The 13861-nt window shown below is 50.3% G+C and carries 14 protein-coding genes; 4 read left to right on the forward strand and 10 right to left on the reverse strand.

Annotated elements, in window-relative coordinates:
• The first annotated feature begins 59 nt into the window (after positions 1–59).
• Positions 60–2075 carry an acetoacetate--CoA ligase gene (locus D6M16_RS12905; protein ID WP_240435617.1) on the forward strand — a complete coding sequence of 672 codons (2016 nt, stop codon included), beginning with the start codon at positions 60–62 and terminating at the stop codon, positions 2073–2075.
• Between the two features lie 75 nt (positions 2076–2150).
• Here the strand turns inward: D6M16_RS12905 and D6M16_RS12910 are convergent, their stop codons facing one another.
• From D6M16_RS12910 to D6M16_RS12925, 4 genes are all read right to left on the reverse strand, one after another.
• A complete protein-coding gene (locus D6M16_RS12910) occupies positions 2151–2624 on the reverse strand; it encodes an RES family NAD+ phosphorylase (RefSeq protein ID WP_120512284.1) in 474 nt (157 codons plus the stop codon).
• Positions 2625–3044: an antitoxin Xre/MbcA/ParS toxin-binding domain-containing protein gene (locus tag D6M16_RS12915; RefSeq protein ID WP_162941024.1), complete on the reverse strand. Its 420-nt coding sequence runs from the start codon at positions 3042–3044 to the stop codon at positions 2625–2627.
• A gap of 109 nt (positions 3045–3153) precedes the next feature.
• Complete coding sequence (locus D6M16_RS12920; RefSeq protein ID WP_120512286.1) at positions 3154–3627, reverse strand: LabA-like NYN domain-containing protein; 474 nt, start codon at positions 3625–3627, stop codon at positions 3154–3156.
• 137 nt (positions 3628–3764) lie between these two features.
• Positions 3765–4541: an AraC family transcriptional regulator gene (locus D6M16_RS12925; RefSeq protein WP_120512287.1), complete on the reverse strand. Its 777-nt coding sequence runs from the start codon at positions 4539–4541 to the stop codon at positions 3765–3767.
• Between the two features lie 100 nt (positions 4542–4641).
• Here D6M16_RS12925 and D6M16_RS12930 point away from each other — a divergent pair, with 100 nt between their 5' ends.
• Positions 4642–5844 carry an MFS transporter gene (locus D6M16_RS12930; protein ID WP_120512288.1) on the forward strand — a complete coding sequence of 401 codons (1203 nt, stop codon included), beginning with the start codon at positions 4642–4644 and terminating at the stop codon, positions 5842–5844.
• A 42-nt stretch (positions 5845–5886) separates the two neighbouring features.
• Here D6M16_RS12930 and fghA read toward each other — a convergent pair whose 3' ends face one another.
• The gene (gene fghA, locus D6M16_RS12935; RefSeq protein ID WP_120512289.1) at positions 5887–6735 is read right to left on the reverse strand and encodes an S-formylglutathione hydrolase; all 849 of its coding nucleotides are present in this window, start codon (positions 6733–6735) and stop codon (positions 5887–5889) included.
• Positions 6736–6811: 76 nt separating this feature from the next.
• The gene (locus D6M16_RS12940) at positions 6812–7960 is read right to left on the reverse strand and encodes an S-(hydroxymethyl)glutathione dehydrogenase/class III alcohol dehydrogenase (protein ID WP_120512290.1); all 1149 of its coding nucleotides are present in this window, start codon (positions 7958–7960) and stop codon (positions 6812–6814) included.
• A 142-nt stretch (positions 7961–8102) separates the two neighbouring features.
• Between D6M16_RS12940 and D6M16_RS12945 the strand changes: the two genes are divergently transcribed.
• On the forward strand, positions 8103–9005 hold the full coding sequence (locus tag D6M16_RS12945; RefSeq protein ID WP_120512291.1) for a LysR family transcriptional regulator: 903 nt from the start codon (positions 8103–8105) through the stop codon (positions 9003–9005).
• A 30-nt stretch (positions 9006–9035) separates the two neighbouring features.
• Here the strand turns inward: D6M16_RS12945 and D6M16_RS12950 are convergent, their stop codons facing one another.
• Positions 9036–9809, reverse strand: coding sequence for a helix-turn-helix domain-containing protein (locus D6M16_RS12950; RefSeq protein ID WP_120512292.1), 774 nt, complete (start codon positions 9807–9809; stop codon positions 9036–9038).
• A gap of 126 nt (positions 9810–9935) precedes the next feature.
• Here D6M16_RS12950 and D6M16_RS12955 point away from each other — a divergent pair, with 126 nt between their 5' ends.
• Positions 9936–11204: an MFS transporter gene (locus tag D6M16_RS12955; protein WP_120512293.1), complete on the forward strand. Its 1269-nt coding sequence runs from the start codon at positions 9936–9938 to the stop codon at positions 11202–11204.
• Positions 11205–11347: 143 nt separating this feature from the next.
• Here the strand turns inward: D6M16_RS12955 and D6M16_RS12960 are convergent, their stop codons facing one another.
• The 3 genes from D6M16_RS12960 to D6M16_RS12975 form a co-directional block, all read right to left on the reverse strand.
• Entirely contained in the window at positions 11348–11836 is a 489-nt protein-coding gene (locus tag D6M16_RS12960) for a GNAT family N-acetyltransferase (RefSeq protein ID WP_120512294.1), read from the reverse strand.
• 229 nt (positions 11837–12065) lie between these two features.
• A complete protein-coding gene (locus D6M16_RS12970) occupies positions 12066–12731 on the reverse strand; it encodes a hypothetical protein (RefSeq protein ID WP_120512296.1) in 666 nt (221 codons plus the stop codon).
• Positions 12732–12912: 181 nt separating this feature from the next.
• Complete coding sequence (locus D6M16_RS12975) at positions 12913–13701, reverse strand: bestrophin-like domain (RefSeq protein ID WP_120512297.1); 789 nt, start codon at positions 13699–13701, stop codon at positions 12913–12915.
• Positions 13702–13861: the final 160 nt, after the last annotated feature.

The following is a 13861-nucleotide window of genomic DNA, read 5'->3' on the forward strand; positions in this document are numbered from 1 at the left end:
AAAAGTAAGACGCCAGATCTGCGATTAAGACGTAAGCCATCACGATAAGGACGATAACGATGAGCATGCAAGACCATCATCTGGATGAAGATCAAGCGCCAATTCTCTGGCAGCCGACCAAAGACAGTATTCATGACAGCTTGCTGTACCAGTTTATGGTGGATCTGAGCGAGCAGGAAGATACTCTGTTTCACGACTACCAGCAGCTTCACCATTGGTCTGTCACGCACAGTGAACAGTTCTGGGATCGACTGTGGAACTTTTGCGGCGTCCTTGGTGACAAAGGCAGCAGAGTGACAGACTGCCCTCCCGGCAGCACAGAGCCGGCCAAAGACACCCTCTGGTTTCCGGACGCCCGCCTGAACTTTGCTGAAAACCTGCTGGCCTACGCCAAACAGGCACCGGAATCAGCAGCCATTGTGTTTCACTGTGAAGGACTGGCAGAACGACGCCAGCAACTGAGCTGGCAAAGCTTGTATGATCAGGTTTCACAGCTCAGCCAGTATCTGCGCCTGCAAGGTATCTCACAAGGTGATGTCGTGGCAGGTTATCTGCCTAACCTGCCTCAGACACTGATAGCCATGCTCGCCACCAGCACAATTGGCGCGATCTGGACCTCTACCTCGCCGGACTTTGGCGTAGACAGCGTGGTAGAGCGCTTTGGCCAGACGTGTCCGAAACTCTTGTTCGCGGCCGATGGGTATTTTTATAACGGTAAACGTCACAGCTGCATCGATAAAGTCAATGCCATGCTGACGGAGCTGCACAGCGTCGAAAAAGTTGTGCTGATCCCTTTTGCCAGCATGTCGCCCCCTGCTGCTGAGCCGTTATCTGAACGCTACCAGTACTGGGATGAAGCGCTGGCCACGTGTCAGCCATCAGCGATTCACTTTGAGCAGGTTGAGTTCAATCATCCGCTCTATATTCTTTATTCTTCCGGCACCACAGGAAAGCCCAAGTGCATAGTTCACAGTGTCGGCGGCATTTTGCTGAACCATCTGAAAGAACACATGCTGCACAGCAATGTCAATAAAGGGGATCGCCTGTTCTACTTCACCACCTGCGGCTGGATGATGTGGAACTGGATGGCCAGCGGGCTGGCGGCTGGTGCGACACTGGTGCTCTACGAAGGGTCTCCTTTCTATCCTGACGGTAATGTGCTGTGGGACATGGCTGATCAGGAAGGTGTCACCTTATTTGGCACATCAGCCAAGTATCTTGAAGCGCTTGAGAAAAAAGGCTATCAGCCCAACCAGACTCATCGGTTGGCCAGCCTGCGAACCCTGTGTTCCACCGGCTCTGTGCTGGCACCGGAGCAATTCGACTATGTGTACCGGTCTGTCAAATCTGATATGCAACTGGCATCCATCTCCGGTGGCACCGACATCTGTGGCTGCTTTGCCATCGGTAACCCCCTCAGCCCTGTATACCGCGGTGAATGCCAGGGTCGCGCATTAGGCATGGATGTGCAGGTTTATGATGACAACGGTAAACCTGTGATTGACGCTCAGGGCGAGCTGGTTTGCTGTAACAGCTTTCCGCACCAGCCCGTCGGATTCTGGAACGATGAAGGCGGTAAGCGCTATCACAGTGCATACTGGGAGGTGTATCCCAACACCTGGCATCACGGTGATTTTGTTCAGCTGACCCGTCACGGCGGCTTAGTCTTCTTTGGTCGCTCTGATGCGGTGCTCAATCCGGGCGGGGTGCGCATCGGGACAGCGGAGATCTATCGTCAGGTCAATCCGATGGACGAGATCATCGATTCGATTGTGATCGGACAAAACTGGCAAAATGACGTGCGTGTGGTGCTCTTTGTTCAGCTTGCCGAAGGGCAGCAGCTCGACGACACACTGCAAGCCCGTATTCGTCAGCGTATCAAAGAGCATTGCTCGCCACGCCATGTCCCTGCTGTGATTCTGTCTGTCACCGATATTCCGCGCACGAAATCGGGCAAACTGGTTGAGCTGGCGGTGCGTAATGTGGTGCACCAGCAGCCGGTGAAAAACGTCGGCGCACTGGCCAACCCGGAGGCCTTAGCGCAATTTAAAGACCGGCCTGAGTTGCTATCGTAAGCCCGATCTGAGTGCCAATACGACACACGCCCTTACTGGGCGTGTGTGTTTAACGGTATGGGTTGCTGCTGTCCATCAGTTGCCCGTAAACGCTCGCACATTAAAAAGCTGAGCGGTTTTATCCACCAACCTGAGGTGCGCAATACCATCATTACCTGGATTCAGTACTATGATCGACTCTAGACCATTCGGTGTTGCTGCACTGGGGACAACCAACCCGGTATTGGTATTGCCTGTCAGCCACTGTGAGCCAATATTACGTGTTGAAACAGGATGAGGATACACATTCCAGTCAGACGGCAACAACCCGGGATCAAGATGATCAGCCTGTGAATCGGGCAGTTCGTAAATACCTAGCACATAATCTTTTGGGATTAATTTAGGCAACGGGAAATAATTCGCCATTTCCAGCATGGCAACAGAAGGCGACAGTGAAAAATACAGCACAGGAACGCCTTTATGGTTCCATCTTGCCCCGTCCTGATAACTGGCCCCCAACCCCTGATAATTTTCAAGGTACTGCTCTGGCGTAATGCGGTAAAGCAGCATTTAGGAAAACTCGCCCCAGGCCATTTTGTTCAGGGTTTCTTTCACCATCCTGCGCCCGGTGAAGGTATCCAGTAATTCAGAGGGCTTTTTATTGTTCAGCGCTGGCAAAGGAGTATTTAACAGTTCCTGTGCCAATTCCCTGTCTTCGTACAACGAAAATGCTGCATTGAAAACGCTCAGGATATCCAGCATTTCTTCAGACTGATGCTTGTCCAGCGCTTTGCGTTTATATAAACGATGAAGATTACCGCTGGTCGTCCCTAATGCACTGCAGATTATTGCGCGTTGCGTCGGCAAGGTTTTCACGACGGACTCCACGACTTTGCCTGCCACACCCGCAGTGATGGTTTCAAGCAACAGATACTGATCATCAAAAATATTATTTTTCAGACCCACATCAGTGATGAATGAATGTGACATAGTGAACTCCAGTAAACCGCATGACACACTCAGTATACATCCAACTGATGCAACAACAACATCAGATTGATGTGGATTGATTAAAAAAGCTCCCCCTTCCCGACACTGATTACAACAGCAGATCGTCATTGATAGGGACATAGATGCTGGCTTCATTAATCAAAGAAGCCGCCGTCAAGTCAGGCACACCATACAGCTCAACCTGTTTGCCTTTATCGACTCGCAGTTTATTCAGCAACAGATCAAAATCACCGTCACCGGATACCAGCACCACCACATCAGCGATACCCGTGTGCTCGAGAGCATCAATGGTGATGCCAACGTCCCAATCGCCTTTTGCTGAGCCATCCGAGCGCTGAATAAAAGGCTTCAGTTTGACCTCAAAACCAATGGCGCGCAGGATGTTCTGAAATTCCTGCTGTTTACGATCACCACGGTCAATGGCATAGGCAAACGCAGCCACTACTTCCCGGTCTTTGGTCACTTTGGCCCAGAAGGCGTTGTAGTCAAAGTTTCGCTGATAGCTCTGCCGGGATGTGTAATATACGTTTTGCACATCGACGAAAATGGCTACTTTTTCCATTGAATCTATCCTGGTTATTGAAGCTTTGGGATTCACGAACTCTCGTCATGCTATTCACAAAGCTAGATAAAATAATGTGGCTCTTTGATTATCAACAGCTACACCAATGAATGATTCCAAGCTACTGAAACTATACCTCATCTGCGTGACAGGTACTGCTTTGGAGATTGGCCCAGTGTTTTCTTGAAAAAGGTAATAAAAGCACTAACCGACTCGTAACCGAGATTTTCCGCCACCCGCTGGACCGGCACCTGCGAATTCAATTGTTGCAACGCGACAACAATATGTAATTGTCCGCGCCACTTACCGAATGTCATACCCACATGTTTCTCAACCAGCCGGGACAGGGTTCGCTCACTCATCGCGTAAGCTGCTGCCCACTGACCAATCGTTCTTCTGTCGGCAGGATCTGCAACCATCGCCTTGGCTATCTGGTGCAACTTCGGCTCTTCCGGAATCGCGAAATCAAATCGTTCGATCGGCATTAATGACAATTGATACAGCAACACCTCAGCCAGTTTATCGGTCTCGCTCCCCGACTGATATTTCTGATCCATTGAAGCCAGATGAAGAATCATTTCCCTGAGCATCGGAGAAATGGACACTGTACACACATCATCCGGCATCGCAATGGCTGAGGGTTGAATAAACAGCATACAGCCTTCGCCATCCACCGAAATCCGGTTACTGTGCGGAACATTTCCCGGAATCCACACTGCCGTCAGGGGTGGCACCATCCAAATCGCAGCCTGAATATGACTCGTTACATATCCGACCGTTGGCATCACTAACTGCCCTTTTTCATGCTGGTGGCAGGGCGATTCTCTGCTGGCGTCTTTGCCTACTTTCAGCGCAACTGCCCTTTGCGGAAAAATTGCACTGTCGTATAAAGCCTCACTGACAGGTTCTAACATGACGGTTTTTAGCAATAAATTGTCAAATTCCCTCAATTAAACATGATCCCGGCTGATTAAACTAGTTTTACTTTTTAACTGTTGTCTTGAAAAACACATCATGAAATATCACACCAATCATATTCTATTTCTGACATCCCTCACCCTGACGGCCTTGATGATGCGGGCACCCTTGACCAGTATATCGCCAATCCTGGAAGACATCAGCCGGGCTCTGTCTCTATCGTCACAGAGCGCTGGATTACTCACCACGATACCTTTACTCGCTTTTGCTTTTTTCTCTCCACTCGCTGCTCTCACTGCATCAAAGATAGGTATCGAAAAGGGCATTTTTCTGGGACTGATTGCTGTGGCTCTGGGAATCGGCTTACGAGGCGCTGGCAATACCACACTGCTTTTTGGCGGCACGGTACTCATTGGTCTGGGTATTGCTTTCTGTAACGTGTTACTGCCCGCCTTTCTGAAACGCCGATTTCCGGAACGCGCGGCAACCTATACGTCTTTCTATATTCTGGTTATGGGTATTGGGGCGGCCGCATCGGCTGCCCTCGTGGTGCCTGTAACGACACTAGGCGGTGGGAACAACTGGCCATTGGCACTCATGGCCTGTCTGCCAATCGCTGTACTGACTAGCCTGACCTGGCTGTCACAACTCCGCCACAGCACCCAAACAGCAACAAATGCAAGCTACCAAACTGTCTGGCGATCTGCTGCAGCCTGGAAGCTCACAGCCTATATGGCCATGAATTCGCTGATAAACTATGTTTTCGTCGCCTGGTTTGCTGTGATCGTGCAAAACATGGGTTACAACGCAGAGGATTCAGGTCTGTATCACGGGATCGCGCTCCTATCCGCGATGATTCCCAGCCTGCTCCTGGTCCCTCTGCTCAGTCAACTGAAAACCCCGCTTTACCCTTGTCTCGCTGCCGTTTGCTTAACGCTGACTGGCATTGCACTTCTGCTGTTCAATCAGGAGGCGGCACTGATCGCTGGTGTACTGATGGGGATGGGCATCAGTCTGGGGTTCATCATGGGGATGTCTATGCTGAATTGGTGCTCGACAGATGCTAACCACGCCTCAGCGCTTTCCGGCATGGTTCAAGCCGTCAGCTATCTGGTCGCAGCAATCGGACCCGTTGTATTCGGCTATCTCCACGACCTGAGCGGTGACTGGCACTTTAGTCTGACAATCCTGATGGCATGCTGTGTTGTCTGGGGGGGATGTACTGTTCTGGTGTCACGTCAAAAGATAATTGCTGAATCAGTGCCTTCAGCTCAGCAGGAAAGTCATTCATCTTCATGACCCAATATTTGAGGGCACGAAATGACGTGCCCTCAATATCCTCTAGCCCTGCTCAGCCAATAAATAGCGGGCATGAAAACGCAGATGATCTTCAATGAAGCTGGCAATGAAATAGTAACTGTGGTCATAACCGGGCTGCATACGCAGTTCCAACGCAGAATCATGTAATGCGGCGGCAGCTTTTAACGCTTCAGGATGCAACTGTTCAGCCAGGAAATTGTCGGCATCCCCCTGATCAACAAGCATCGGCAACGAAGCCTGTCCCTGACGTAACAACTCACAGGCATCATACTGACGCCAGTCTTCTTTACTGTTGCCCAGATATGCCTGAAAGGCTTTTTGTCCCCAAGGGCACACCATAGGATGGCTGATAGGGCTGAACGCCGATATCGAACAATACGTGTCGGCATTTTTGAGACCTATCGTCAGGGCACCATGACCGCCCATACTGTGACCCGATATCGACTTCTGGCCCGATACAGGAAAATGGGCTTCAATCAATGCCGGTAACTCTTCCACAATATAGTCATACATGCGGTAATGCTTGTCCCATGGCGATTGGGTCGCATTCAGATAAAAACCCGCGCCTTTACCCAAATCGTAATTGTCGTCATCGGCCACATCGTCACCACGGGGGCTGGTATCCGGTGCTATCAGAGCAATACCCAATTCTTCCGCTACCCGAAATGCCCCTGCTTTCTGCATAAAGTTTTCATCGCTGCAGGTCAGGCCGGATAACCAGTACAGCGCCGGTACTTTATTGGATGCACTGGCTGACGAAGGCAGGTAAACCGCAAAACGCATCTGGCAATTCAGTGACGATGATTTGTGGGTATATTGCTTATGCCAGCCACCAAACACTTTGTTCTGACTGAGATTGTCGAGGCTCATAGGGAAATGTCTCCGTATTGGTATCACCGCACCTCGCAGTGCGGTGTAATCATTTACTCAGAATAACCAACAGCCATTATTTATCCATATGGACGACGCTGCGGATGCTCTTGCCTTCATGCATCAGATCAAAAGCCTCATTGATGTCATTCAGACCCATAGTGTGGGTGATGAACTCCTGCAGGCCAAATTCACCCGCCAGATACTGCTCAACAATGCCCGGCAACTGAGAGCGGCCTTTCACACCGCCAAAGGCAGAACCACGCCAGACACGGCCTGTCACCAGCTGGAACGGACGCGTTGAGATTTCCTGTCCGGCACCAGCCACGCCAATGATCACTGACTCACCCCAGCCCTTGTGGCAACATTCCAGTGCCGAACGCATCACATTCACATTGCCGATGCACTCGAACGAAAAATCCACACCGCCGTCGGTCATTTCAACAATCACTTCCTGAATCGGTTTGTCGAAGTGCTGTGGGTTAATAACATCCGTCGCACCCAGTTGCTGTGCCAGCGCGAACTTGCTTTCATTGATATCAATGCCAATAATACGGCTGGCTCCGGCCATGCGCGCACCGATGATGGCCGATAAGCCAATGCCACCCAGGCCAAAAATCGCGACGGTATCGCCAGCTTGGACTTTCGCCGTATTCAGCACTGCCCCCATGCCAGTGGTGACACCACACCCCAGCAAGCACACTTCTTCCAGTGGAGCTGTTTTGTTTACCTTCGCCAGAGAAATCTCAGGTAACACTGTGTATTCAGAAAAAGTTGAGCAGCCCATATAGTGATAAATCGGCTCCCCATTGATTGAGAAACGCGTGGTGCCGTCCGGCATCAGGCCTTTGCCCTGGGTTTCACGCACGGCCTGACACAGGTTGGTTTTACCCGAGGTACAGAATTTACACTCACCACACTCAGCGGTGTATAGCGGGATCACATGATCGCCCACGGCTACGCTGGTCACGCCTTCACCGACCATTTCAACAATGCCACCGCCTTCGTGGCCCAGAATCGCCGGGAAAATTCCTTCCGGATCATCGCCTGATAACGTAAAGGCATCCGTGTGACAAACACCCGTCGCCACAATGCGAACCAGCACTTCACCGGCTTTCGGCAGCTGAACATCGACTTCTTCCATTTTCAGTGGTTCACCCGCAGCCCAGGCAACAGCGGCTTTAGATTTGATCGAGGTTTGACCGGGTTTCAGTTCCAGCGTCATGAAATCTTCCTTATTGTTGAATGAGATACACAGCTTTCATTCAGTATATCTCTGAATATCTCAGAAATAATTACCGATTCCGGCAAATCATTTTTACGGCTGTGTAATAATCAGTGCTTCGGCATCAAACACGGAACACATCATGGCAAACTGGGAAGGCGTCAGTGAATTCGTCGCTGTGGCAGAATCAAGCAGTTTCACACTGGCGGCGAAGAAACTGTCCACCTCGGTGGCTCAGGTCAGCCGCCGCGTCGCAGCGCTGGAAGACCGGCTCGCGGTCAAACTGCTCAACCGCACCACACGTAAAGTCACGCTGACGGAAGCCGGCATGCTGTATTTTCAGCAATGCAAACATCTGGTCGACGGACTGGAACAGGCAGAACTTGCCGTCACGCAGATGCAAACCACCCCAAAAGGATTGGTGCGCGTGACTGCCCCCGTCACCTACGGCGAGATGCACCTTGCCCCTCTGATCAATCAGTTTTTAGAACACTACCCGCACGTCGACATCGAGTTGGTGCTGACCAACCAGAAACTCGACCTCATTGAATCCGGCATTGATCTGGCCATACGCTTAGGCCGGCTGGAAGATTCCACCCTGCTGGCCCGCAGGCTGTCGACACGGCAATCTTACGTCTGTGCCAGCCGGGCCTATCTGGCTCAATACGGCGAGCCGCATACTTTGTCAGAACTGAGCAGGCATCAGTGCCTGGTCGGCTCCGTGGATGTCTGGCGGTTCAAAGACAATCAGCAAAGCAGATCGATTCGTATCTCAGGCCGTCTCAAGTGCAACAGTGGTTTTGCCCTGCGTGATGCCGCGAAACGGGGTCTGGGCTTAATCCAGTTGCCCGATTATTACATTCAGCAGGATCTGGAATCCGGCGAGCTGATTGAAGTGCTGGCCCAGTACCGCGACGACAAAGAAGGCATCTGGGCGTTATTTCCATCCAGCGTCCGGTTGTCTCCGAAAGTAAGGTTGTTGGTCGAGTTCTTAGTGGAGAGGTTGGCGGCAGGTTTGAGTGAAAACAGCCTTTCACAACGCTGAAGCAGAGTTACGCGATGCCTGACTACAGCGTCACTGGACCGCATCGGTCAGATTGGGAATGTCTGGCAACTTGTCATGAAAAGCTCCCTGGGCCGCCATAAAACCAAAGGTATAAGGGGCAACTTTCAGGCCTTCCCGCGCTCTGATATCCTGACTTTCGCGCAACAAATTGAACATCCAGTCATCTAACTTGTGCATGACCTCCAAAAACTCCTCGTGCGTCAGCTCTGCTTTTAACGTCATCAGAAAAGCCTGGTTATCTTCAGCAGGGAGATCTATCACCCGTCCCTGAAGGCGGTTCAGCACAGTTCGGGTGAAATAGATGGGGAACCGGGCCCCTTTTTCAAAAGACGTGTGGCTCGGGACTAATAACTGGCAGGTTCGATTCGCTTTGAGCTCAATCAGCTGAATGGATTCCAGTTTTCTCAGATACAAATGGATTGAAGGCTCATTCAAGTCATACCGTTCAGCAATCTCATTCACCGTCCGGTGCTCTGTTAACTCAGACCAGAAGGTAAATAACGCCGGACATTCAAAAAAGGCCTTATCCTGCTCAGGCGTAAAAACGGGAATGGTGTAGATATTTTTTTCCGCTTCTTCAAGCAGCTTCGACAATGGAAAATTCAGCAAACGGCTGATACGAATCAGCCGTTGCATTGACAGGGGCTGCGCGTGATTCAGCAGTCGCTTCACACTCACTTCAGAGATTTCCAATGCCTCTGCTAAGTGCTGATAAGATATTTTACTTTTCCTGAGCTCCTTTTTCAGTAGAGCACACACTTCTTGCGACAACCTGTCATCCATTTCGCGTTCTCCGAATCACATCCCGACACCCAAAGCATCATAATACGACCCTTCATGAGATTACATTGAAAAAATGAATCAATATGAGATTCTTTGCGAACATTCAGTATCACAGAGAACATCAGCATGAGCCAAAAAGGACTGACACGCCGATTCGGGATTCAACAATGCCTCCACTGGACGATTGTGGGCATCATGATTCCGGTACTGATACTGATTTTCCAGTCAAGAGGACTCAGCCTGATGGACATCGGGATCGTCATGGCGGTCTGGATCGGCACCACGGCCCTGCTTGAAATCCCTCTGGGTGGCGTCGCAGATACCTACGGGCGCAGGAAGACTTACCTCTTCTCGCTGCTGGTCAACATTCTGGGTTGCATCGTGCTGTACTTTGCAGACGACCTGCCCCTCATTCTGGTTGCAGCCATGCTGCTGGGAGCAGCAAAAGCCGTCTATTCCGGTACACTTGACGCTTGGTTTTACGACAGCTTCCGCCGCCAACCCGGCCAGCAATCTTTTCATTCCGCGATTGCAACCATCCATGTGTTCGTCACACTCGGACTGGCGGCTGGCTCCCTGCTCGGTGGCTGGCTCCCCGACGTCACCGCCCGCTCATTTCCAGTGTCATCAACGATGACAGCGCTGAACCGATATGATCTCAATATCGCCCTGGTTGCCATCGCCAGTCTGGTTCTGATATTGATTACGCGGGGATTGATTCATGAAGCAAGACAACCTGCACCATCACCTGAAAATCAGCATCCTGCCAATGCTTTCAAGACAAGTTTGCAAGCCATCAAAACCGCTTTCCGCCATGCGATACTAAGCCGGCTGATGCAGACCACGTTGGTGTTTGGCATGGTCTTGAGCGGGATTGAAAACTACTGGCAGCCTTATCTGGCTGAACTCATCCACGGCACAGATTATGGAGTCACCTTTTTCGGAATCCTCTCTGCCCTTTACTTTCTGATGTCTGCCAGTTCGTCAATTTTGTCCGTCCGATTACTCAAAATTCTGAAAGGATCCCACAAAACCCTGATGTTCTCGACCCGTGTCGCCGCGGGCATCGCGTTCATTGCCCTGGCCAATACCTCACAGCCTATCAGCTTTGCTATGTGTTACCTGGTGTTCTTCTTCCTGTTCACTGCTGGCAATAATTCTGAGCGCGTCTTGCTTAATGAACATACGGAAACGCGTGTCCGATCCACCATGTTGTCCATCAGCTCTTTTATGATCACGTGTGGCGGCGTGCTTGCATCGCTGTTTTTCGGGATGATTTCAGAGCATTACGGCATTTCTGTCAGCTGGACCACTGGTGGTCTGCTGCTTGTCGCCTCTTCTATGCTGTTTCTCTTCATGCCGGAGAGACTGGAAGCTAAAGTGGCGAAAGCATGAGAAGTAGTCATGATTGAATGCCGCTGAATCCTGTGTATCTGAGGTTTTCCCGACGCCTAGGGGTCCAATCGCAAATCCACCACAGAACGCTGCTAGCGGATTTCTAGCTTTTTTTCATTCTCGGAATATCTCACTCTGTTGGATTAACACTTATCCTTACCTGCCAGACAATCAGCTACGTTGAGCTCATAGGTTGTGAACCTGTCGCCTATCATTTCCGTTGGGAATACTCTTTGGGATTTTTTACGTAAGAACTCATATTCAGGACGTGTGTGCAGTAAGTGGATATAAACGACTTCATGGCCAAAATCATCAGCCCATGAGATTAGCGATCTAAAAACCCTTTTCCCAATGCCCCAACTGCGGTCATCAATCACGATAGCTATCTCGTGCCCAAGCTCAGATAATTGTATTCCGCACCAACCGACTAACTCGTCGTCGACGGTGATGGCTCTCACGATACACCCTTCAAGAGCATCAATGTCGAGCTTGTCGCGAATCCATTTTTTTGCAAGATCAGAATCAAACGCATCATGAGTAATAAGGTGCTTTCTGGTACTCGCTTTATTGAGTATGGGAATGAACTTGTCTGATTCTATTTCATCAAGGGGCACATACTGAAGCTTACGCATTCACCACCATTTCGCCTAAAGAATGACGGCACCGCCCCATCAGGCGTGCCACACACTCGCAAGTCTTATAAAAACAGCCGGGAGCGTCTACAACCAGCCCGGACCATACATTTGTGCCAGCAAAGGGTATCTGGCGCGCATCCGAAAATGGTGAGATTTTCGCCAAAAAAAGCGCGACATACCAACGCGATTTAATATCTGCACGCTCAGCCGCCAAAAGCAAAAACAATCACCACGCCGGCCAAACCTCATTCAGATCAAAGCGGTATTTATACGCCATCACCACATTATGGCCCTGAAAATCGTAATCTTTTTCGCTGAGTATCGGACTGAAGTTATAGAGCTGGAACTGATGCGGTCCTTTGTTGGCTTCCAGATACACATTGATGGCCATACCAAGGCCGTCGAAGTCCACATCACGGGTTTCGCCCCGCTGTTGTGCAACATGGGTGATCTGATAATTGCCTTTCAAATCCAGATAACCTGCGCCAAAGCCGATGCCGACTTTGGCATTCCAGTCTGAGCCGGCATCACGATTCCAGTGATAGAACAACACAGGCACCGCCGTAATGGCATAGCCTTTTACTGACGTGCCTAAGTCTACTTCATCCTGACTGTTCTGAAGCTCTTGCTGGCCCGATCTGAAAAACGACCAGTCGAGCTGGAACTGCATGCCAAAATTCGAGTCTTCAGCAAAATAATACGGCGAGGACACCAGTGAGGCGGTCGGGAGAATGTGGAAGCCACTGGTCATCACGGCAACGTCTTTATCTCCATGCTCCGGGTCCTGAATTTCGATATTGGTGAAGGTACTTTGTAAGCCAACGGCCAGCTCAACGGCCTGGCTGGCAGCGGGAATGGCAATGGACAGAATAAGAAAGAAAACACGAAACATCGGCGTGTTGGGTCAGTCAGAAGGGAAAGTCGAATTCTAACAGTGACTTAGCCTTTGGGCAATCAGTGCCTATGCCTGTCAACTGGCGGCCGAACGCGTATTACAGAATTAGTCTGAATTCAGGTATCGGCCAGATGATGGCAACACTGTCCAGGCACCTTGCAAAGATCAGAACCAGTCATTAATTGCCGCTCTTGTCACCTCCCATACTGCTTCGAAGATCAATCATTGACTGCTGACTGACGGTGATCAACCCGCTTTGCGGCCGGTTAAGATCAACCACCAGCGTCACCAGTACCGCGAAAGCCAGAGCCATAGGAATCACAGCAATCAGCCTTCGTTTGCCTGTGTATCCGACTTGCGTACCTATCGCAATCATAGCCAGTGCGGTAATGGCGGCCAGTGAGATCCAGATGCTGATCGGAATACGGTTACGCAGAGCACCCGTGACACGTATTTCATGCATATCAATAACATCATTAACAGCCTGAACCACTAAAGAAGTGTTTGGGCTGGGCTTTTCTATCGCAGCTTTAGACACCTGCTCCCAGAGCCGATTATGAATCTCAACCGATTTAACGATAGCTTTATCGACGTCTCTGCCGCTCACAGCTTCCAGCCGGACATCAACATACTCTCTAAGAAGACCTTTCACTTCAGTGCTGGCTGCCCCACCCAGCAAATCTGCTCTCAGATAAGCCGTACCTATAATATTGGCCTCTTGCAGGACATTATTACGTCTGAATTCATATTGTGAACTCGCCATAGAGAAAGTGAACGCAAGAACAAAAGCCAGCATACCCAGCAATCCCCCGACCATGGGCCCTAAGCTGGACGGAGCCTCTTTATCATCGCGAGAACGGGCCCGAAGCGTGAACTGATAACCAATTTCGCAAGCCACAAGCATCAGTAATGCAATACCAACAAAGAGCACCAATATAGGTATGGATTCAAAAAGATCACCACGCATTTGTCACTCCTGTTGCTGATTTGTCAGCTAAAAGGTTGCTCTGATTTTTTGTCAGATACCCTGTTGTTAAGCATATGACGCAAACATAAAAAAGGCAGTAAACCAAAAGGTCACATGCTTTCAATTTTCACATCTAAGCCGCACAAATACCGTTCAGAAA

This window comes from Photobacterium salinisoli (assembly GCF_003614885.1).
Lineage (GTDB): Bacteria > Pseudomonadota > Gammaproteobacteria > Enterobacterales > Vibrionaceae > Photobacterium > Photobacterium salinisoli.